The 21,732-nt window shown below is 45.6% G+C and carries 21 protein-coding genes and 1 other RNA gene; 13 read left to right on the top strand and 9 right to left on the bottom strand.

Features of this window, described 5'->3' with window-relative positions:
• Positions 1-16: 16 nt before the first annotated feature.
• From CS562_RS03225 to CS562_RS03210, 4 genes are all read right to left on the bottom strand, one after another.
• Positions 17-1,378, bottom strand: coding sequence for an MATE family efflux transporter (locus CS562_RS03225; protein ID WP_076292099.1), 1,362 nt, complete (start codon positions 1,376-1,378; stop codon positions 17-19).
• Positions 1,379-1,585: 207 nt separating this feature from the next.
• Positions 1,586-2,767 carry a putative glycoside hydrolase gene (locus CS562_RS03220; RefSeq protein WP_099853546.1) on the bottom strand — a complete coding sequence of 394 codons (1,182 nt, stop codon included), beginning with the start codon at positions 2,765-2,767 and terminating at the stop codon, positions 1,586-1,588.
• A 161-nt stretch (positions 2,768-2,928) separates the two neighbouring features.
• Positions 2,929-3,117 (bottom strand): hypothetical protein, encoded by a 189-nt coding sequence (locus tag CS562_RS03215; RefSeq protein ID WP_029880762.1) that lies wholly within the window; start codon positions 3,115-3,117, stop codon positions 2,929-2,931.
• 175 nt (positions 3,118-3,292) lie between these two features.
• The gene (locus CS562_RS03210; protein WP_373561676.1) at positions 3,293-4,105 is read right to left on the bottom strand and encodes a YitT family protein; all 813 of its coding nucleotides are present in this window, start codon (positions 4,103-4,105) and stop codon (positions 3,293-3,295) included.
• 312 nt (positions 4,106-4,417) lie between these two features.
• Between CS562_RS03210 and cshA the strand changes: the two genes are divergently transcribed.
• The 4 genes from cshA to CS562_RS03190 all read left to right on the top strand — a co-directional run bounded on the left by cshA (position 4,418) and on the right by CS562_RS03190 (position 7,843).
• The gene (cshA, locus tag CS562_RS03205; RefSeq protein ID WP_076292037.1) at positions 4,418-6,001 is read left to right on the top strand and encodes a degradosome RNA helicase CshA; all 1,584 of its coding nucleotides are present in this window, start codon (positions 4,418-4,420) and stop codon (positions 5,999-6,001) included.
• Positions 6,002-6,184: 183 nt separating this feature from the next.
• Positions 6,185-7,021, top strand: a complete 837-nt coding sequence (locus tag CS562_RS03200) for a YesL family protein (RefSeq protein ID WP_076292036.1) — start codon at positions 6,185-6,187, stop codon at positions 7,019-7,021.
• 51 nt (positions 7,022-7,072) lie between these two features.
• A non-coding RNA gene (gene ssrS / locus CS562_RS03195) (6S RNA) lies at positions 7,073-7,264 on the top strand.
• A gap of 186 nt (positions 7,265-7,450) precedes the next feature.
• On the top strand, positions 7,451-7,843 hold the full coding sequence (locus CS562_RS03190) for a DUF1499 domain-containing protein (RefSeq protein WP_024629239.1): 393 nt from the start codon (positions 7,451-7,453) through the stop codon (positions 7,841-7,843).
• Between the two features lie 73 nt (positions 7,844-7,916).
• Here CS562_RS03190 and tpx read toward each other — a convergent pair whose 3' ends face one another.
• Positions 7,917-8,435 carry a thiol peroxidase gene (gene tpx, locus CS562_RS03185; protein WP_063564797.1) on the bottom strand — a complete coding sequence of 173 codons (519 nt, stop codon included), beginning with the start codon at positions 8,433-8,435 and terminating at the stop codon, positions 7,917-7,919.
• 147 nt (positions 8,436-8,582) lie between these two features.
• Here tpx and CS562_RS03180 point away from each other — a divergent pair, with 147 nt between their 5' ends.
• Entirely contained in the window at positions 8,583-9,209 is a 627-nt protein-coding gene (locus CS562_RS03180; RefSeq protein ID WP_076292034.1) for a rhomboid family intramembrane serine protease, read from the top strand.
• Positions 9,210-9,279: 70 nt separating this feature from the next.
• Entirely contained in the window at positions 9,280-10,191 is a 912-nt protein-coding gene (gltC, locus tag CS562_RS03175) for a glutamate biosynthesis transcriptional regulator GltC (RefSeq protein ID WP_024629242.1), read from the top strand.
• A gap of 35 nt (positions 10,192-10,226) precedes the next feature.
• Here the strand turns inward: gltC and CS562_RS03170 are convergent, their stop codons facing one another.
• Positions 10,227-10,907 (bottom strand): zinc metallopeptidase, encoded by a 681-nt coding sequence (locus tag CS562_RS03170; protein ID WP_099853542.1) that lies wholly within the window; start codon positions 10,905-10,907, stop codon positions 10,227-10,229.
• 29 nt (positions 10,908-10,936) lie between these two features.
• Complete coding sequence (locus CS562_RS03165; RefSeq protein WP_076292098.1) at positions 10,937-11,365, bottom strand: MerR family transcriptional regulator; 429 nt, start codon at positions 11,363-11,365, stop codon at positions 10,937-10,939.
• 354 nt (positions 11,366-11,719) lie between these two features.
• On the opposite strand from CS562_RS03165, the gene CS562_RS03160 reads away from it, so the two are divergent.
• Genes CS562_RS03160 through CS562_RS03150 form a run of 3 tightly spaced genes read left to right on the top strand, consistent with a single transcriptional unit; the run spans position 11,720 to position 14,982 of the window.
• Positions 11,720-13,120, top strand: coding sequence for an ammonium transporter (locus CS562_RS03160; protein WP_076292032.1), 1,401 nt, complete (start codon positions 11,720-11,722; stop codon positions 13,118-13,120).
• Between the two features lie 33 nt (positions 13,121-13,153).
• Positions 13,154-14,248, top strand: coding sequence for a DUF294 nucleotidyltransferase-like domain-containing protein (locus CS562_RS03155; RefSeq protein WP_373561675.1), 1,095 nt, complete (start codon positions 13,154-13,156; stop codon positions 14,246-14,248).
• The gene (locus CS562_RS03150) at positions 14,245-14,982 is read left to right on the top strand and encodes an exonuclease domain-containing protein (protein WP_076292031.1); all 738 of its coding nucleotides are present in this window, start codon (positions 14,245-14,247) and stop codon (positions 14,980-14,982) included. Before CS562_RS03155 ends, CS562_RS03150 begins: the two co-directional genes overlap by 4 nt.
• Here the strand turns inward: CS562_RS03150 and CS562_RS03145 are convergent.
• Positions 14,968-15,456 carry a M67 family metallopeptidase gene (locus CS562_RS03145; protein WP_099853540.1) on the bottom strand — a complete coding sequence of 163 codons (489 nt, stop codon included), beginning with the start codon at positions 15,454-15,456 and terminating at the stop codon, positions 14,968-14,970. The two genes, CS562_RS03150 and CS562_RS03145, sit on opposite strands and share 15 nt — an antisense overlap.
• A 184-nt stretch (positions 15,457-15,640) precedes the next feature.
• Between CS562_RS03145 and CS562_RS03140 the strand changes: the two genes are divergently transcribed.
• The gene (locus tag CS562_RS03140; RefSeq protein WP_076292096.1) at positions 15,641-16,192 is read left to right on the top strand and encodes a TlpA family protein disulfide reductase; all 552 of its coding nucleotides are present in this window, start codon (positions 15,641-15,643) and stop codon (positions 16,190-16,192) included.
• Positions 16,193-16,285: 93 nt separating this feature from the next.
• On the opposite strand, the gene cimA is transcribed toward CS562_RS03140, so the two are convergent.
• Positions 16,286-17,905 (bottom strand): citramalate synthase, encoded by a 1,620-nt coding sequence (gene cimA / locus CS562_RS03135; protein WP_099853538.1) that lies wholly within the window; start codon positions 17,903-17,905, stop codon positions 16,286-16,288.
• A 545-nt stretch (positions 17,906-18,450) separates the two neighbouring features.
• On the opposite strand from cimA, the gene CS562_RS03130 reads away from it, so the two are divergent.
• From CS562_RS03130 to CS562_RS03120, 3 genes are all read left to right on the top strand, one after another.
• Positions 18,451-19,755, top strand: a complete 1,305-nt coding sequence (locus CS562_RS03130) for a DNA polymerase IV (RefSeq protein ID WP_099853536.1) — start codon at positions 18,451-18,453, stop codon at positions 19,753-19,755.
• A 119-nt stretch (positions 19,756-19,874) separates the two neighbouring features.
• On the top strand, positions 19,875-20,117 hold the full coding sequence (locus CS562_RS03125) for a ferredoxin (RefSeq protein WP_053783645.1): 243 nt from the start codon (positions 19,875-19,877) through the stop codon (positions 20,115-20,117).
• Positions 20,118-20,287: 170 nt separating this feature from the next.
• Positions 20,288-21,727, top strand: a complete 1,440-nt coding sequence (locus CS562_RS03120; RefSeq protein ID WP_180287006.1) for a L,D-transpeptidase family protein — start codon at positions 20,288-20,290, stop codon at positions 21,725-21,727.
• The last annotated feature ends 5 nt before the right edge of the window (positions 21,728-21,732 follow it).

Genomic DNA, 21,732 nt, shown 5'->3' with positions numbered 1-21,732 from the left:
CTTTGTTATATTTCCATTATTTATTTTCAGCCATACGAACCGAGGCTTGCTTCTGAACAAGGAACAATCTCCAGAGAAGCGCTGTTGCTCCAACGGCGAGGCCGGCAATGAGTCCAACCCAGTATCCAAAGGCACCGAGTGAGGTATACGTAGCCGTGATGTAGCCGACCGGTAGACCGATGATCCAATACGCGACAAACGTTATGATCAATGCAGGATTCACGTCCTTGTAACCCCGAAGTGCTCCCTGCGTTGGGGTGGCAATGGCATCAGAGATTTGAAAGAAGATGGCGTAAATCAGGAAATGCTGTGTCAAAGCAATAACTTCGCGATCATTCGAGTACACGCCTGCAATTTGTTCCCCGAATACCAGTAATACCACAGCTGTTAACAGAGAGAGCCCAATGGCTCCTCCGATACCCAGGAGGCTGTATTGCTTTGCGTCTCTCACACGCCCTGCGCCCGCCTCATAGCCCACAAGAATCGTAAGGGCCATACATATACTCACAGGCAGCATATACAGCGTAGAAGCGAAATTCAGGGCTGCCTGATGGGCAGCAATCGTAATAGTGTCGAACCGGCTCATTAATAATGTGACCGCTGCAAAGATAGAGGTTTCAAAAAAAGTAGCGAAACCGATGGGAACACCGATCTTGAGCAGCTCTTTCCATTTGGTCATTGAAATGTTGGGCAATTTTCGAAAGATCCCATATTGGGCAAAGGGCTCAATTCGGTGTACGAAAAAGAGGCTGAGGAGAAAAATGAGCCAGTATGTACTTGCTGTAGCTACACCTGCTCCGACACCTCCCAGTTGAGGGAAGCCCCAGCGTCCAAAGATAAGTAAATAGTTCAGGAAGATGTTTACAGGCAGCGAAACCAGCGTAATCATCATGGTGATCCGTGTCTGGCCCAGTGCATCCATAAAACTCCGCAGCACAGTGTAGCCGAAAAGGGGGATAACCCCAAAAGCCAAAGCACACAGAAAATAGAAGGCGACTTGGGCAACCCGCGGCTCCAAAGGCATTCCGTTAAGAATGGGACTGAGCAGTAATGTACCTGCTGCAAGAACGACGATTCCGACCGCCACACCGAGATATAAGGCTTGAATGACGCTATGACCAATCTTGTCATTACGATTCGAACCGAGCAGGTGTGAGACAACAGGTGTAATGCCAATCAGAATACCACTGAGTCCTGTCTGTACGGGCAACCACAGGCTTGCACCAATGGCGACACCAGCGAGATCAGCCGGGGAGAACTTGCCTGACATATTGGTATCAAAAAACGACATGGCAGAGAGGGCGATTTGTGTGGTGAAGATGGGTAGAAATATAATCAGGAATTGCTTTACTTTTTGAGAAAAGCTGGTGGTGGTCATGTTCACTGGCAGTGCCTCACTATTCTTAAGAGTTATCACTAAACTGTCATGTACGGACAGCTATTTATTGTAGTGGATTTTGCCCAATTTGAATAGGGAGAGGAATATAGTTGTGCGGAAGGTAAGGTTGAGAGCATAGTAAATAACCTCGCTCCAGAGAATACGGAACGAGGTTATTGGAGTAAAGTGAACAAAAATAAGAGCGCATTATTTATAGTTTACATCTGGTGTATATCGATTGGAAGCATTCCAGAGCAGGTACTCATCCACATCCATGTCTTTCATCGCACGAATTTGGTCTTCTACCTGTTTTTTGCCGTATTTGATGTAATGTCCGCTGCCTAACCAGCTTGCTGTAAAGTCCTGAATCCATGGGCGGATAACGGGTTTCAGCTCCTTGGTTGGATCGAGTTTCTTATGTGTATCTTTCATGGAGCCTTTGATGGTCGTATAGGGATCTTTGTCAGGGTCCTTCACACCGTACCAGCCGGTGGAGTAGTGACTCGGGTAAACCATCGGCGAAATGACATCCACGTTTTCAGATATCTTCACAAAATCCTGTCCAATACCCTCGGCTGCTGGTACTGAGGCTGCGTAACCGAATATATCTACTGAGACTCGGACACCCAGCGGTGCGAGCTCTTTGCGTGCATACTGCACGAATTCAGCTACAATGTCGACCCGGGACTTGTCGGACTTGGTGTATTTCAATGCGTCTGCACGCGTTTCAAAACCTTCCGGAAAACGAACATAGTCGAACTGAATTTCCTTAAATCCCAATTTAGCAGCTTCCTTGGCGATCTCTATGTTGTAATCCCATACTTCCTTACTGTAGGGATTCACGAAGCTGTCGCCTTTGCCATTGGCCCATACAGAACCGTCCTTGTTGCGGAAAGAGAGCTCCGGATTTTTCTTGGCGAGAATCGTATCCTTGAATACAACCACTCGTGCGATCGGGTAAACATCATGTTTTTGCAGGCGTTTCATCAAGGCATCAATATCACGGATAAAAGGCTGAGATTTGCCCATTTCCTGTAATGTCTTGTTCTCCGTAGGATAAGTTATGTATCCGAGATCGTCCTTGATATCAATGACCATGGAATTGAGCTCTGTGTTATCCATCAGATCGAGTAATGATGTCATGCGTGCACCACCGGCGCTGTAAGCCGTCACATAGATGCCTTTGACAACGGGTGCATCGGGTTGAGGGTCAATTTTGGCAGGTGGGTTATCCGCATCAATAACGACTTGATCTTTTTGAGATTGAATAATGGCGGTATTGAAACTGTTTGTTAAAGATTGAAAAGGTTGATTCCCTTGATCGGCTGTAGCGGGTGCACCACTGATAGTTCCCCAGGCCATAGCCAGTAAAGCCCAAAACATGTTCATTCATTTCCACTCCCCTATGTGCATTCCATGTTTGAATTATACATTAAAGCCTCTGGGCTTTTAACCATATTATTCAAGTGATGAAACACATGGGGAAAATGAAAACCGCTTCCTGTTGAGGGGTAACCCCCACAAGAAGCGGCGTGATCAATCTAAAAAAATTATTGAATGTAAATCTCATTTTGATGCTCACAAATACTGTACTGAATGATTTCCATTGCGTCTCCCTGTTCCAAGATGCCCAGCCCATCCCGGAGAACAATCAGTGAGTCGAGCTCATTCGGTTTTAAGAAAGGGAGCATTTCCGGGCACCATCTGTTGACGATTTCAAACAGTTTTACCGTTTCCATATCCACAATAATCACCCTTTCCTACTCGAATTCCAAAATGGTAAGTCATTCGGCGCGAATCGGAAAAGCACATGGTTCTGTGAAATTGAAGGGCACATCCTGCTATACAACATATTTAGGAGCCGTACACCGTTATTATACCACAATGTTTAGAATTGTTAACCGTACATCTGTCTCAACTTCGGCGGAAAGAGCCCATAACTCCAACCGTTTCCACAATATTAACAAAGGCGTTCGGATCCGTTTCCTTGATAATTCGTTTGATTTCAACGAGTTCGTAGCGAGTAGTCACTGTCATTAACATGTCCTTTTCGATGTCTGTATATGCTCCCTGGGTTTTGATTTTGGTGACCCCACGAGGGCGAACAAGCAATTTTTTCAACATCGCTTCGGTTTCATTGGTAATGATGTACAATGTGACTTTGACATGGCTGATGTGAATCAGATCCAGCACTTTGCCTGTGATATAGATCGATACCATGGAGGCAAGCGCGATGTTCCAGTCATCATTCAGATAGCCTGCGAGCATAATAATGGCTCCGTTCATGCCAGCCATTACCGTACCAATCGGGAAATCACGATTACGGGTGAAAATGGAACCAACAATGTCGAGCCCGCCCGTCGAGCCGCCGACTCGGAAGGAAACTCCGGTACCCAATCCCACTAACACGCCGCCAAAAACACAGCTCAGAAGGGGGTCTGTTGCCACAGCAAAAACAGGCAGAAGCCCGATGAACCATGAAGTGGCTGCTACCGAAACAATACTTAATGTAATGAAACGTCGTCCAAGAATAAACCAACCTGCAATAAGCAGAGGAATGTTTAGAACAAAATACATTATACTAAGATTCAAATTCGTAAAATAGCCGAGAAGCATGGAAATACCGGATACTCCGCCGCTAAGAAGCTGATGGGGAACCAAAAACCAGTTGAAGCCGCAGGCAATAGCTGCAGCACCCAATACGATCACTAAAAAGTGCCAAACCATTTTGGGCAATTTAATCACCTCATTTATATTTAAAACCAGATTGCTGGTAATCTTGAATTGTTTTGTGATATAATGATTTGTGGATATTCTTGAGTAGGAAACTTTTTCCAAATGGAACTATAAAATTTGAAATGTTTCAAACGCATGTATGTAGTTTTAGTCTTATGTTGGGGACCCATTCACGAATTATGTTCGTTTGTGAAAATAATTCGACTTGATGGGATAACCTATAAATATTAACGCTACTTAAGAATACAGACAACAAAGTGGATTGTCCACCATGTCCACCATATAGAAGGAGTATGAATAATTTTGACAAATTTAAATTTCACAGATTTCAATCTTGAACCACTGGTGCTGCAAGCGATCACCGAACTTGGTTTTGAAGAGGCAACTCCGATTCAATCCAAATCAATCCCTCTTGCTCTTGAAGGCAGAGACTTGATCGGTCAAGCTCAAACGGGTACTGGTAAAACCGCTGCATTTGGTATTCCATTGATCAGCAAAATCTCCAAAAGTGATGAAAAAATCCGCGCCCTCATTATGGCACCTACACGTGAACTCGCGATCCAAGTTGCCGAAGAAATCGAAAAACTCACCCGCTTCAAAGGTTTGCGCTCCCTGCCAATTTACGGAGGACAAGATATCGTTCGTCAAATCCGTGCACTGAAAAGAAAACCACAGATCATCATTGGTACACCAGGACGTCTCTTGGACCATATCAACCGCAAAACAATCAAACTTGATGATGTACAAACTGTTGTATTGGATGAAGCAGATGAAATGCTCGACATGGGTTTCATGGAGGATATTCAATCCATCCTGAAACAAGTTCCAGACGAGCGTCAAACGATGCTGTTCTCAGCAACAATGCCTCCTAACATTCAAAAATTGGCTCAACAATTCTTGAACAACCCTGAGCACGTTTCCGTAATCCCTAAACAAGTAAGCGCGCCTTTGATTGACCAAGCTTACATCGAAGTGCCTGAGCGTCAAAAATTCGAAGCACTCAGCCGTTTGTTGGATATGGAATCTCCTGAACTGGCGATCGTATTCGGACGTACTAAACGTCGTGTTGACGAATTGGCTGAAGCTCTGCAAAAACGTGGATACTCTGCTGACGGTCTTCATGGTGACTTGTCGCAAAACCAACGTGATACAGTAATGCGTAAGTTCCGTGACGGCAGCATTGATGTACTCGTTGCAACAGACGTAGCTGCACGTGGACTCGACGTATCCGGCGTAACTCACGTTGTGAACTTTGACCTTCCGCAAGATCCGGAGAGCTATGTTCACCGTATCGGCCGTACAGGTCGTGCGGGTAAAGAGGGTGCTGCATGGTCTTTCGTAACTCCGCGTGAAATCGACCACCTGCACTTCATTGAGCGTGTAACACGTCACCGTATTCCGCGCAAACCACTGCCAACAATGGCTGAGGCTGTAGAAGGAAAACAACGTTTGACAGCTGAGCGTTTGCTCGAAATCGTACAATCTGGCGAACTGAACGAATACAAAGGTATCGCGATTCAAATGCTTGAGCAATATGATTCTGTTCAACTGTTGTCAGCTGCGCTGAAGCTCCTGACAGGTGACAAAAAAGATGCTCAAGTTGATCTGACTCCTGAAGATCCGATCCGTGCAAAACGTCGTAAACCGGATGTTCGCTCTGGCGGACGTAAACCATCTGGTTACAGCGGCAACCGCAGCAGCAGTGGTGGCGGTGGTTACAACCGTGATCGCAACAGCAGTGGCGGCGGACGTGGCGGATACAACCGCGATCGTAACAGCAGTGGAAGCGGAAGTGGAAGCAGAGAAGGTGGTTACAACCGTGACCGCAAACCACGTCCAAGCAACAACGAAGGACGTCGTCCTGCCAAAGATTCTTCTTTCGAATAATATACAAGTGTGAACTGGAAAATGGAGCAGGGCAACTGCTCCATTTTTTTATGTGCAGATTATGCGAAACCACTATGCTGTCGATCTCTTTTCGGGAAGGGCTGGCTTTTCCTATCTATAATAAGGTATATTAATATTATTAGAATTAAGGCTAGACGCAAGGCTGCGGAGGAGGAGAATTGTTTGGAATTTAAAGGAGCTATGGGTGGGATCTACCGACTTACAGAGTGGATTACGAGACTGGCCGCAACCAATTTGTTGTGGGCTATTTGTTCGTCTCCGTTCTTGTTTTTCTTGTTTATGAAACTGCTCGTGATGCAGCAGAACCTGGCTAACGAATCACTACAAATGAACTGGGCTATAGCCATTGTGGCACCGCTTACACTATTCCCGGCGACGTCGGCGCTGTTTACGGTTGTTCGTAAATGGAATATGGGTGATACGGATGTGCCGATCTTCCGTACTTTCTTTGTAGGTTACAAAGAGAACTACAAACAGAGTTTAATCGGAGGCGTCTTCTATACCTTGCTGTTTGCCATCATGTATCTGGATTACACAGTATACATGACACAATTCAAGAATATGCAGCTGGTCGGAATTATTATGCTCGTACTGCTGCTGCTGCTGTTTGTTTCTCTCTTTAACTTCTTCTCGATGGTTGTGCATTACCACATGTCCATCGGAATGATTATCAAAAATGCAGTTCTATTGACGCTGATCAGACCATTCCGTGTATTTTCCACGTTGCTGGGAAGTGGATTGTTGTTCTATATCGGTTTTCGTTATCCGGTCTTGTTCATCTTCTTCATTATTAGTATTGTTGCTTGGTTTGCTTTCTTCAACTTCTACGCTACGTTTAATAAGATGCAGGAGCAGATGGAGAAGATGCAACTAAAGAAAGAAGAAGAGGAAGCTGCACAAGCCGCTGAACAGGCAGGGGAGTCAGTTGAGACGATAGAGACGGCTGAACCATCTGAGCTTAAGTCATCTGACGAAAAACAAGATAATATCCAAAAATAAAACATGAGCTGTCACCATTTACTTTTTACACAGTTAGGGATATAATAATTGTACATCCTGCGATGTACGTTTCGGTTATTCGTTGTTTTGAACCAATGATGATGTCTTCGGGAGATCAATACAGAATGTTGCTGAAACGCCCTGTCTATATGACATGGGGACTTCAAAAAACATTTTTGCGGCCACCCACCTGCCAAGCAGGTTCATAAGACAATGTAGCCGGACGGCATAGGCGGGTTCCTATTTTATCATGTACAGCACCCTGACTCTTTCCTCTAATCCAGGAATTTCAGGGTGCTTTTTATTTGAGCTTATTTTGTTGAATTGGCTGTATTTTGTTAAAAGTGTCGCTTGCCCTTTTGTTACTACATGAACAATGTTACACTAGTATACATAAATGGAACGGTTACATTCAAAGGAGGAAGGGTCTTGACCTTAAAGAGAACGCTCGTCGGTATCATCCGCAGCATGGAGGGAACCAGCGATCGAGCCAAGGATCCCAAATTAAAAACACGGTATTATAACTTATCCAAAGACAGAGCCTGGGAAGAGGTTTCTTCGACACTCAAAAAAATTCCGGGTTATAAAGTGCTGCATGAAGTGCCTTCTGTGGGAGAGGTCATACTGGAGAAGCGGACTACCTTTGGACGGACGATGGATATTACAGTTTCCATTATATCGGTAAGTCCTGTTCGTAGTGCGGTCGATATGTATTCGGCTTCACGTGGTTCACTTGGAGATCTGGGTTCTAATTATCGCACGATCATGAACTTGTTCTCCGTATTGGATAAGAAGCTGAGTAAGTATAAGTCAAATGATTGAAATAGATGGGTGAATAACAAAAAGCGAGAGAAGGTTAACCTTCCTCGCTTTTGTTCTGAACGTGAACTACCTTTTACAGCAAGGCTTTTACAGCGGAAATCGCTTGCTCGAAGTTAGGGGAGTCTGTCATTTCAGGCAGATATTCCACATATGTAATTCGGTCTTCAGCATCCAACACGAAGATGGAGCGCATGTCCAATTGGAATTCTTTGATCAGAACACCGTAGTCTTCACCGAATGAACGTGTTTTGTAATCGGAAAGTGTTACGACGCGGTCAACTCCGGCTGCTCCACACCAGCGTGCTTGTGCAAATGGAAGGTCAACGCTTACTGTCAATACGACAACATTGTCTCCAAGATCTCCTGCTTCAACATTGAAGCGACGAGTTTGGGCATCGCATACGCCAGTATCCAGTGAAGGAACAACGCTGATTAATTTGATTTTACCTGCGAAGTCTTTCAGGGATGCATCTTCAACCAGGTTTTTACTCAGTGTAAAATCGGGTGCTTGATCGCCCACTTTCAACTCGGGTCCGATCAATGTAATAGGGTTGCCTTTAAAGGTGGCTGCGCCTGTACGTTCTTGTGCCATAATAATGTTCCTCCTTATAAGTTGGTGATCCGTGCCAAAATCCATTATAATCTTTTATGAAAGGCATTGTCCAATTCGGACGAGGATCATTAAAATGGGCCATACTTGAAGGCTGATCTGAACAGGGTGGAGTGAAAGCAGAAACTTATGATATTTATAAGGTATGAGAACTGGAAAAGTTATTTGAAATTTTTCCCTTTGACGTCGATTCTTTTAATTGCCAATGTTGTTATGTTTATTGTGTTGAGTTTGAACGGTGGTTCCACAAACAGTATGACGCTGCTTAAGTTTGGAGCGCTTGTTAACCATGAGTTGTTTGCAGCAGAATGGTGGCGTTATATTACGTCGATGTTCTTGCATGCTGGTTTCAGCCATTTGTTGTTTAACAGTTTTGCTCTCATCGTATTTGCACCACCAATGGAACGGTTGCTTGGTTCAGTAAGATATGGTGTGTTGTACTTGGGTGGAGGCATTTTGGGCAACATTCTGGCTGTTGCGTGGTATAACTCGGTTGGGGCGACGACAATCTCAGTAGGTGCTTCAGGAGCAATCTATGCAATCTATGGTGCATTTCTGTATGTTGCCTTGTTCCAGCGGACAATGATGGACGAAACCTCACGTAAAACGTTGTATACACTGCTTGTATTCGGAATTATTTTTTCCTTTGCCATGACAGGCATTAACTGGATGGCGCATTTGGGTGGGTTGTTAGGTGGATTCTTCATTTATGGACTGCTCATCCGCTTGTGGAAACCCCGCAGCTTTAAGCAGTAGTCGGATTGGTCTGAAGACGGAATGCAATCAAGGGTAAGTAGGGTATAGTAGATTGGAGAGATCAGTGGCAGTGGAATTAAGACAGTTGCATTACTTTTTGAAAGTGGCACAGAAGGAGCATGTTACGCAGGCGGCGGAGGAATTGCACGTAGCGCAGTCTGCGGTGAGTCGTCAGATTCATCAGCTGGAGGAAGAACTGGGAGTAGACCTCTTTATGCAAAAAGGGCGAAATCTGCAGTTGACCGCAGTCGGGCAGCTCTTTTGCAAACGGGTTGAAGGCATATTGAAAGATCTGGACAAAGCGGTCGGTGAGGTTCATGAGTTTCTCGACCCAGAGCATGGTGAAATTCGTATCGGTTTTCCTCACAGTCTCGGTATTCACTTGATTCCTTCGGTTGTAGCAGCGTTCCGTCAGCGTTATCCTAACGTCAAATTCAGATTCAAGCAAGGCATGTTCCCAACGCTCATTCGCGATGTGTTATCGGCTGAAGTGGACTTGGCCTTCATATCTCCATTTCCGGAAAAGCATGACCAGGTAGATGGAGACATTGTGCTTACGGAAGAACTGCATGCAATCCTTCCACCCAATCATCCGTTGGCCGGTGAAGAGAGCATTGCGTTAGAGCAACTTAAAGATGATAAGTTTGTATTATTCAGCAAAGGGTATTCTCTGCGTCCGATTGTTTGGCACGCATGTCTCGAAGCTGGGTTTACCCCCAAGATTGCTTTTGAGGGTGAAGAGACGGATACCATTCGTGGGCTGGTTGCCGCCGGCATGGGTGTAAGTTTGCTGCCGGAAATGGCCCTTTTCCAGACGAACCCGCTGCAACCGGCGCATGTAGCCATTTCTCATCCAAAAGTGACACGTACGATTGGGTTGATCCATCGCGCGGATGACAAGCTTCCACTTGTTGCGCAGTCATTTCGTTCATTCTTGCTTAATTATTTCGGTTTACAGCAAAACAATACCCCATCCGATTAACGGTGGGGTATTGTTGTTTTTGTTTGTGTATTCAATTAGTCACGGCTATTGAAAATTCCGATGTAACGAACCAGTTCCAGTAATGAGATTAAGGCTGCAGCGACGTAAGTTAATGCTGCGGCATTCAGTACTTTGGCGACGCCTCTTTCTTCTTCGTTCCGGATATAACCTTCCGATACCATAATCTCTCTTGCACGATTACTAGCATTGAACTCGACCGGCAACGTAATGAGTTGGAACGCAACGGTTACGGAGAAGAAAATAATACCAATTCCGACTAGGTTCATTGCATTAAAGATGAATCCGGCAATGAGCAAGAAGGGCGCGAGTCCGGATGCAAAGTTGACGATCGGGAAAATCCGGTGACGTAGTGCCAACATCGGATAACTTTCCTTATGCTGGATCGCATGGCCAACTTCATGGCACGCAACGGAGACAGCCGAGATTGAGTTTTCATAATATACAGGCTCAGACAACCTCACGACACGATTGATTGGATCGTAGTGATCGGAGAGTGCTCCACGCACCGGTTCAATAGGAACGTCGTGTAGGCCGTTAGAGTCCAGCATATGACGAGCAGCATCGTAACCGGTCATTCCATTCAGGTTTTTAACATCAGACCAACGATTGAATGTGCTCTTAACGCGGAATTGCGCCCACAAGGAGAGCACAAAGGCGATAATGATCAAAACGAACATACCGTTATTAAAACTCATATTCATTCCTCCGCTTTCTAAATATTAAGTTACATCATGGTGTTCTCAAGCAAGATTTTTAAAGCTTCCATCGTACCAGCACTTTTGGCGAGCAGTCCGGCCATCATCTTACGTGCTTGTACAGGTTTCATCTCGCCTAGCAGCGGTTTAAGCTCATTTACCTCTCGCTCAAGCTGTTGCACATGGAGTTCCAATGTTGTCAGTTTGCTGGCAACCTGTTCTTCCGTGCTCACCATACTCCACTTCTCAAGAGATTGTTTAATCTCGTCGAGACTATACTTCTCTTGTTTCATGTGTACAATACGTTCGAGCCTGGTTAAAGTTTCATTACTATAAAGACGATAGTTTTTTTCTGTGCGCTCTTCTGGAGCAATGAGACCGAGCTTTGTGTAATAATCAATCGTCCGTTCGCTCACACCTGCGGTTTTGGCAAGTTCGCCAATCCGAAACAATTTCATATCCCCAATGATATTCACCTCGCTTGCAAGTTCAAATGTAGGGAATTGTAGATTCCAGTTGCGGCTTTGCATAACCCGCCCAATTTTTTTCTTACTAATAGTTATGATACATGATCTTTAACCATACAGTCAAACGTTACGCTTTGGCGGCAGTCAGGCTGCGTTTCTATATCTATGTACTCATAGGACATGAATATGTACTTAAGTGCAAGAAAAAGACGTAAGACTTTATTCCCAGAAATATTTTTCATTTTTGATGAAAATACTCTTGTCAACTTTCCTGTCTTCTGCTTATAATGGCATTAAGAGTTTCACGATATGTGAAGAAACTTAACATAAGAGGGAGTGGGGTATATGAGAAAGAAATGGTTGGTTTCGGTGTTAATAATGCTTACTTTATTGGCTTTCCCGGTCAGCGCATTTGCAGCTGCGGAGGGGCCGACTAACATCGAGCTTCAAAGCGGTCTGAACTCAGCCTTTACGTTTCTGGCTGTTGTGCTGGTTTTCCTGATGCAAGGGGGATTTGCTTTACTTGAAGCGGGTTCGACTCGAATGAAAAACGCAGGGCACATTGCGGGTAAAACAATCCTAACATTGGGAATATCGGTTATTGCCTTCTGGGCTCTAGGCTTCGGTCTTGGTTTCGGTAATGGTAACAGTTTCTTCGGAACAACTGGATTTTTCCTGAGTGGGGACGGAATGGCGGCTTCTTTCGAATCATTGGCCTTCTCTGATGTTCCGCTAACAATTAAGTTTGTATTCCACCTTGCCTTTGCGGCAGTATCCCTGGCCATCGCCTGCGGTGGTATGGCTGAACGTGCAAAGATGAGTGTATATATCGTTTTCGGTACGTTGTATACCATTATCATGTATCCGGTTGTTGCTCACTGGGTATGGGGCGGCGGCTGGTTGGCTGAGCTTGGTATGCAAGACTTTGCAGGTTCGACGGTTGTCCACTTGACAGGTGCAACTGCTGCACTGGTAGCTACTATCTTGTTGAAGCCACGTATCGGCAAATATAACAAAGATGGTAAACCTAACATCATTCCAGGTCATAACCAAGTATACTCCGTACTTGGTGTAATTATCCTATGGATCGGTTGGTTCGGTTTCAACCCAGGTAGTACATTATCTGCCATGGGTGATGGATTCTTCGGTTATGTAGCATTGACTACAAACGTAGCTGCGGCTGCTGGTGGCGTTGCGGCACTGTTGATCTCATGGGCTGTATTGGGTAAATCCGATATTCCGAGCATGCTGAACGGCGTGCTTGCGGCACTCGTTGCCATCACAGGTGCTTGTGCTTTCGTAGAACCATGGGCAGCGTTGGTTATTGGTGCTCTGGCAGGTATTATCACATTCTTCACTGCTCAATTCTTTGAACGTAAAGGAATTGACGATCCAATCTATGCTTTCTCTGTACATGGTATTGCCGGTATGTGGGGAGCGATCTCCACAGGTCTGTTCGCAACACCAGAACTTGCTGAGAATGCAGGTGTAGGTCAAGCGGGATTGTTCTACGGTGGCGGTTTCCACCAACTGGGCGTTCAGCTTCTGGGTCTGGCAGGCGCATTTGCCTTCGTATTGATCATGTCCTTCATTATTCTTGGTGGTATGAAAGCTGTCATGGGTATCCGTGTAACGGAAGAAGAAGAAACAATGGGTCTGGATTTAAGTGAGCATGGTACTTACGGGTACCCTGAACAAATGAAAAATGTAGAAACTAAATCCAATGGCGGTACGTTCAGCTCCTAAGAGGAATGATTGCTGAATCATGCTTCAAGGAGGCTGGACATGATGGAACCCATCCCGTATATAAATCAATCCTGGTCCTATCAGGGAATAGATGGTGCGGCATCTTCTCAAGAACTGCGCCAGGCACGTGTGATATTGCAGAATGAGCTCCAGGAACTGTTGTCCGCTTCCTTGTCGCCGATTGAATGGTACCAGACGGTAAATGAACTGCATGACCGGGTTGCTCGGCGAGCAGTAGAGTTATGCATCCAGGGGATGGTAGAGGAAGGCTTAGGCCGACCTCCCGTCCCCTATGCCTTTATCGTTTTTGGCAGTTCCGGCAGGCAAGAAGCGACGTTATGGAGTGATCAGGATAATGGCATGATTATCAGCGATTTCCCTCATGAGGGGAAAGAGGCATATTTCGCTGAACTCGGACTTCGAATGACCGATATGTTGGAGGCACTTGGTTACGCCAAATGTGAAGGCAAAGTGATGTGTTCAGAGTCTTTATGGAGGAAAACGCTGGTATCTTGGAAGGAACAACTGAAAACATGGGGATCGGACCTGTCATGGGAGCCGGTTCGCAATCTAATTATTGCTTCAGACATGCGCTTTGTTGCAGGTGAGCCAGAACTCGCGGAGGAATGGATTTCTGCATTTTATGAAGAGTTCAGATCGCTTCCCGATCTTTCCGATGCTGTGTTGCGCAATACCGTTAAACACAAGGCGACACTGAACATTCTTGGAAGGGTCGTAACGGAACGATTCGGTGAACATGCAGGTGGATTTGATGTGAAATACGGCTTGTATATTCCTCTGGTGAACAGTGCGCGTTTTCTGGCTTTACAGCATGGTATCAAAGAAACGTCCACGCTGAAGAGAATTCAGAGGTTGGTGTCACTCGAAGCAGTTCCATTTACTCTGCTGGATGCAGCTCAGCGTGCATTTATGACGGCTTTGAAGCTGCGCCGCAGTACACCCATTGTTTTGAAACAAGGGTTGCAGCATAGCGGTGGTTTTCTGAATGAGAAACAGTTGAAGGAAAAACAAATGCTTTATGAACTAAGGGATACGTTAGGGTTGGTGCGGCGAGTACATCGTGCGCTGCAAAGACAACTTCGTTTTGCAGAAAGGAGACGTCCATGAGAGAGCCGGCAAGGGGCAATACTGGATTCTGGAATTCGCTGCGCCAGGGAGGGGTTCCTTCCGCCATCGCTTCCATAATGGGAGCCCCTACGGCGCAACATATGGCGTTTATCCGTTCGATGATGAGAGAACAGCGCAGACCCGAGGTGCTGCACACGCCCTTGAATGAATTGAATGCTGTCGTATTTGATCTGGAAACGACGGGCTTCTCTCCCCAGCACGGGGATGAGATCCTTTCCTTTGGGGCGGTGCGAATTAATGGTGGTGTGATGCTGGATAATGAGCAGTTCTATACCTTGGTTCAGTCCAAAGTCTCCGTTCCGGAACACATTACGGAACTGACAGGAATTACACAGCAAATGACGATGGATGCTCCGTCGCTGCTGGAAGGCTTGCATGACTTCATGTCTTTTGTTGGTGGAAGTGTACTGGTTGCTCATGCAAGCGCGCATGATCGGGCTTTTCTGAATGCGGCCTTGTGGCGGACATCCAAAGTAAGGTTAACGCACCGGCTCATCGATACGATGATGCTGGCACGTTGGCTTGAGCCGAGTAGGCCTGGTTATGGACTGGATGAATTGCTGGAATCCAAAGGCATTCCCATCTATGGGCGCCACCACGCTTTGGAGGACGCTAAAATGACTGCACAGCTATGGTCCTGTTATCTGGAGGATATGTCTCGCAAAAATGTAGAAACATTGGGTGATCTGTACACCCAGTTAAGTCACGCATAGTGGGGTGGGCTGTAAGCTGTATGGTTGGCCGAGGCTCGTTACAATGCTCGAATCAACATTTGAATGAATTTGATAACCATTTAGAAGCATCTTTGATTGTGTGTCAGATGTAAGGTCTGGTGAGCCTATAAAATAGACCTGGAGTAGTCCAGCGAAAATCGGTAGGTTGCGCAGATCCTCATTGGAAGGTATGGGAGTGGTTCGAGGGTGGGAGTGAAAGAGCCCGATAAGTTGCGGCTCATTGAACACACATCGGATCCATTCTGCATCTTCCAATGCGAAATGGTGCAGCGGGTCAGGCGCTACGTTACGAATGGGCTGAAACCGACTGATTCGTATGCCGCCCGCTGCGGCTTCACCCAGCACAACCCCGCAGGCTTCCAGCGGCAGCGAAGCGAACATGTACTTAGACATCTCCTGCTCTACGGAGGAAGGGATGTAGAAGGTGTTTTGCTGCCCATGAAGTGCTGCCATTTGTATTCACCCCTCTCTCTTTGGCTCCTGCTTCGGCAGGAGTCCTTTTTTATTTTATTTTGTGTGACTCGGATTGTAAAATTTTAAAGGAAAAGGGTACAATATGAGAGAGAACTTGAAATATCTCACATGTTATAAAAGCGTAAATCTCGATATGTTTGATTATACAAAAGGGTGGCTGGTCATGAAACGAAATATATACATACTGCTGGGTGTTGTATTGCTGGTGGGCATTGCTTTGGCTCAAAATGCAGACAATGGAATCGCAGCTGTGTTTAAGCAGGAGGAGCCGATGCCCACGGAGACGGGGCCGAAAGCGGGTTTACTGGCACCAGCGTTCTCTTTGCAAGCCATGGATGGGAAAACCTATTCTGTAGGCGGAGCCAAGGAAAAGGCCATCTTCGTCAGTTTCTGGGCATCATGGTGTGAACCATGCAAGCAAGAAGCTCCTGCGCTCAATACACTGGCAGCAAAATACAAGGATAAACTGGATCTCTACGGTGTGAATGTAACCACGTACGACAAAATCAGAGATGCCAAAGCTTTTGTAGATGAATACAAACTGACGTTCCCTATTCTGCTTGATGAAGACGGAACAGCATATGCCAAATATAATGGTTTAGCTTTTCCGACGAATGTACTGATTGATTCCCGAGGAGTCGTTCAGGAAATTATCTTGGGGATTTTGCCTGAGAAAGAGCTGGAGCGAAAAATCAAGGAGTTAATTGCGGATTAACTAAGCAAGAAGCTAGCCGAGCGAGAAGCAAAAGCGCCTGTCTTCCAATGTTTTTGGAAACAGGCGCTTCTTTTATTTTCCGGGAAATATGCATTAATGGTTGCTTAGACCGTGAGCTGGAATGTTGACTACATCAGGCTCGTCCTGCAATTTTTCTTGAAGAAGGGCATAACGGAAACTGTGTACGAGAGCTTCCCAACTCGCTTCAATCACGTTCTCGGATACACCGACCGTATTCCAGGTGTTTTCTGTGTTTTTAGATTCAATTAATACACGAACCTTCGCGGCAGTAGCATCTTTTTCATCCAGAACACGTACTTTATAATCGGACAGATGCATGTTGGCAAGGGAAGGGAAGTACTGCACAAGTGCTTTCCGAAGTGCGTTATCCAGTGCGTTGACGGGACCGTTGCCTTCAGCTGCGGTATACGCACTTGTTCCACCTACGTTAAGTTTAACAAAGGCTTCCGAAACAACTGACTTGCCAGCCACTTTTTCAACAAGCATCTTGAACGATTCAAAGGTAAATAATTCTTTCATGTCACCGTTGGCTTCACGGATCAACAATTCAAGAGAGGCATCAGCGCCTTCAAACTGATAACCCTGATGTTCCAGATCTTTGATTTTCTCAATGATCTGACGTGAGTTGGCACTGCTTGGATCAAATTCAAGACCCAGTTCCTGTGCTTTGGACACAATGTTACTTTGTCCGGCCAGTTCGGAGACGAGCACACGCTGCTTGTTACCAACCAACTCAGGAACGATGTGTTCGTAGGTCCGGGAATCACGCAGTATGGCAGAAACGTGAATACCGCCCTTGTGAGCGAAAGCAGCATTTCCGACATAAGGCTGGTTGATTGGCATATTTACGTTGGCAATCTCACTGACATAACGGGCAACATTCGTGAGCTGTCTCATCGAATCCTCAGAAACGCACTCATATCCAAGCTTCAGTTGCAGGTTAGGGATAATCGAAGCCAGATTGGCATTGCCACATCGCTCTCCATACCCGTTCATTGTACCTTGCACCTGTCTTGCACCAGCTTGTACTGCGCTTAAGGTGTTGGCTACAGCAAGTTCACAGTCATTATGTGTATGAATGCCCAGATGGGCTTGTGGAAGCCGTCCAGCGAGTGAGGATACGATCTCGTACACCTCATGAGGCATCGTTCCACCATTGGTGTCACACATTACAAGCCAGTCCGCTCCAGCTTCATGGGCTTTGGTCAATACAGCCTGTGCATATTCCGGATTGTGTTTAAATCCATCGAAGAAATGCTCTGCATCGAAGATGACTTCCATACCGTTTTGTTTCAGATAGGCAATGGAGTCGTAGATCATGGACAGATTTTCTTCCAAAGTGGTCTGCAAAGCAGTGTGTACGTGGAAATCCCATGACTTGCCTACCAGAGTCGCTGCCTGAGCACCGGATTCAATCATGCGCTTCAAGTTCGCGTCTTCACTTGCGATGCTGCCTTTACGACGTGTACTACCAAAGGCGACAACCTTCGCGCTCAGGTTCAGTTCCTTGACTCTTTTGAAAAACTCAATGTCCTTGGTGTTGCTGCCTGGAATTCCGCCTTCAATATAATGAGCACCCAGGTCATCGAGCTTCTTGGCAATTTTGAGCTTGTCATCTGCCGATAAGCTGACTCCCTCCCCTTGTGTGCCGTCACGTAAAGTCGTATCGAAGATGGAGATGGCCTTTGACATGAAGATCCTCCTTTAAGATGAAGCGCTTTTTTTAGAAAGTTTAATGGTGTGTTTAAAAAACATATGAGCATGTTGGTGACGAATCCTTCGATTCTGTACCGCTACACTGTATTAAATTCAAAGTGTAGATTTGTCCTAAAATCGTGAATTTGTATAATTAATTATTATAGCACCATTATCGCCAAATGCTACATCGAATTCACCATTTGGTGTAACAAATGATGGATTGTAGAGTTAAGTGAGCTGTGAACGTAGTCTTGTAATATGTTATGCTTCATCTAAATACAAGTATTCCAGGATTAAATATGGATTCAAATCTTGTCTTTATAAATGGAGGGAAAAGAATGCATTTTGTGTGGGAGAATACAATTATTTCATTCATTATTATTGCTATTATTGTCGTTGCCGTGTGGGGTATCATTCGATCGATCGTTAAACCTCGCCGAAAATAAGGGAATATAAATGATTTTTACATAAGGGACTTTGATATAATAGAGTAGATTGCATTTCACGGAATTGTGTATACGAAAGGGCGGTGGTGGATCATGTCTTCGGATGAGACGCATAACAACATAAATGTAGATCGATATTATCCTACCGCCGGACGAGTGATTTTGCATGTCGATATGAATGCTTTTTATTGCTCTGTACATGAAGCCGAGGAACCGGAATTATATAGAGGAAAAGCGACGGCCGTTGCTGGCAGTAGTGAAGTGCGCAAAGGTGTCATAGTAACTTGTTCATACACAGCTCGAAGCAGGGGGATTTCTACAGGCATGGTTGTTCATCAAGCATTGAAGAAATGTCCTGATTTAATTGTGATTCGTCCGGATTTTCATTTATATCGTCGGTATTCGAAAGAATTCATGAAAATAGCTTACAGTTATACACCGTTACTTGAAGCGACCTCAATTGATGAGTGTTATCTCGATATTACGGGGTCCAGACAGTTCGGTACACCGCTGGAAATTGCGGAAAGTATTCAGACCAGAATCCGGGATGAGTTAGGGATGCCTTGTTCGATCGGAATTGCACCCAACAAGCTGCTTGCCAAGATGGCCTCTGATCTGAAAAAGCCAAATGGCATTTCGATCTTGCGGATGAGGGATGTACCTCAGATTTTATGGCATAGACCTTGTAACGAGATGTTTGGAATTGGCAAAAAGACAGCGGAAAAGCTGAAGAAACTGGGCATTGAAACCATAGGACAGCTTGCCAAATCAGACGAGCGGATGTTAACCGATGTGTTTGGAATTAATGGCTCCTGGTTAAAAAATTCAGCAAACGGCATTAATCATTCGGCAGTTCAGGCTGAACGTGAAGCGAACAAATCGATTGGACACACGACAACGTTACCCGCGGATATATCTGAAATGGATGATGTACATCGGGTGTTACTGAATATAAGTGACCAGGTTGCAAGACGGTTGCGCAAACACGAAATGCTCAGTCAGGGCATTCAGATTACGATTCGTACACCGGATATGAAGACGATTACGAGATCACGGATGATGGAGGTGCCTACTGAAGATGCCTCGATCATATACCGGGAGGCCTGTGCTTTATTTGCAAAACATTGGGGCGGCGGGAAGCCTGTTCGTATGTTGGGTGTGACCCTTCAAACGCTGATTCCGCGTGAGGAGTCGGCGATACAGCTTGATCTGTTTGAATATGAGCAGAAGCCGAAGAAGGAAAATCTGATTCGCATCATGGATCAGTTACGTGACAAATTTGGCGAAAATGCTGTCGTTACTGCTGGCATGCTGGGAGATGATCCTTCCGTATTACTGCGCAATCATAAAGTCCGGGGAACATCGCTGCAAAAAGATAATTTGCAAAGTCTCGATTAAATAGGGCATAATGAAGTCTTGAGGCTGTTAAAATTATTTGTAATAACTCTTACTTTGTATTAATATGTTTCTAGATAAAAATACTGTACGTTTTTGAATAATAGGAGGAGAGATTGGTAATGAGTAAATTTACTTGGGTAGAAAAAGATACATGTATTGCGTGCGGAGCATGCGGAGCAACGGCGCCAGACATTTATGATTATGATGATGAAGGTTTGGCAGAAGTAATCTTCGATGGAGATGCTAACCAAGGGATCAAAGCAATTCCGGATGACTTGTTCGACGACATGCAGGATGCTTGTGACGGCTGCCCTACGGACTCCATTAAAGTTGCGGATGAACCTTTCAACAAAGAAGGTTAATTCCTTTCATATGAACATACAAAAGCACATTCTTCTGTCATTTGGACAGTGGGGTGTGCTTTTTTGTCGAATGTTGAGGCTTAGATCCGGGTACTCAAGTCCTATGGATTTCTTGTGATCATTTGCCGATATATATAGAAACGGAAAAAGGCGAAATGATGGAGGATCGGATGCAAAATACTCACCTAAGAACATATGTAAAGAAACATCCAGATAATAAAATGGCCTGGTATTTACTCGGTAAGGAATATTTAGGTGAAGGGCAGGAGGCCAAGGCGAACTATTGTTTTCAACAGGCGGGTGAAGTCTACGAGGCTTTCGAGCGAAGCAAGGCTCCGGCAGATATATGGGTGGATTATCAGGAGAAGCTGGTTGAGATGGCTGAGCAAAAAGAGAAAAAACATCGTGTTCGCAAGATGTGGCTTACCCTGCTGATGCTGCTTGTACTGGCAGGATTACCACCTGCGGATGCTCCTGGTTTCAATCGTGATGCAGCCGAGGCGTTGGCTTCTGCTTTGGAATCGACGGACGATTCCATGGATAACGAATCAGGTAATAACCCGAAGGAAGATTTGGCTCTTGTTGTGAACTCCAATGTGTTTACAGCTGGAGCATTCGGTGGAGGTGACCAGGGGGAGGTTGCACTTGCAGCTGCATGGTCGGGTTCTGGTGCGAAAGTGCAGACATCGGCTGTGCTTGGAATGCAGGTCGCAGGTAACTGGACATTATGGAAGCGAAATATGGCGGTGAAATATATCGTTCAGACGAACAGCAGTGGCAAATTAACGGCACAGAGTTATGATGCCAAACAGTGTAACTGTGAACCGCCGGAAGTATCACCGGAGATCAAGCGTCTGGCGCAAGCCTGGACAGCCAAACAGGAATCCGCTGCAGCTCTGTCGAGTGCAATGATTACATATAAGAAACGAAACGGAAACTGGCCGAAAAGTGTTGCGCAACTTGCCCAGCCATTTCCAAATAATATTCTGGGCGAGACTGCACCTGGCATGACCCGGATGTTTCCGGAACTACTAGCCATGCATCAACAAGGACAAATGGGTAAAGGAAAAAACACAGCCGAGGGAAAACGTGAAGGTTCAGATTCGCAACAAGGCAAAAACGCTGCGTTTGTGGATACGTTAGGCGGAAAGCCTTTTTTGCAGGATCGGCTTGAGATTATCGTGGACAAGAGCAGACATAAGCTTGCACTGATTAGTGGCGACACCATTATTCGGAATTACGAGGTAGGGCTTGGGGGAGATCGTACTCCAGAGGGTTCGTTTGTCATTTCAGACAAAGTTGTAAATCCCAATGGCCGCTCCAATGGCGAATTTGGAAGTAGGGGCATGCAGCTATCGGATACGAATTATGCCATCCATGGGACCAACGAGCCAAACAGTATCGGGCTGGATGAATCCCTTGGATGTGTGAGGATGAGTACTGAAGATGTGGAAGAGCTATTTGCTCTTGCTCCTCAGGGCACTCCGGTACGCATCGGGAAAGATCTGCTGCCAGAGACAGCTATGGTTCCAGAAGCGAAGGATCGCTACCGGTACACACTTGTTCCCAAGCAAAATAATCCGAATAAGACGTATCATTGGTTGAATTAAACGAT

Source organism: Paenibacillus sp. LK1 (genome assembly GCF_002750415.1).
In the GTDB taxonomy this organism is placed as follows: Bacteria; Bacillota; Bacilli; order Paenibacillales; family Paenibacillaceae; genus Paenibacillus; species Paenibacillus taichungensis.
The sequence above is the reverse complement of the archived record's forward strand: the minus strand, read 5'-3'. Positions and strand labels throughout refer to the sequence as shown.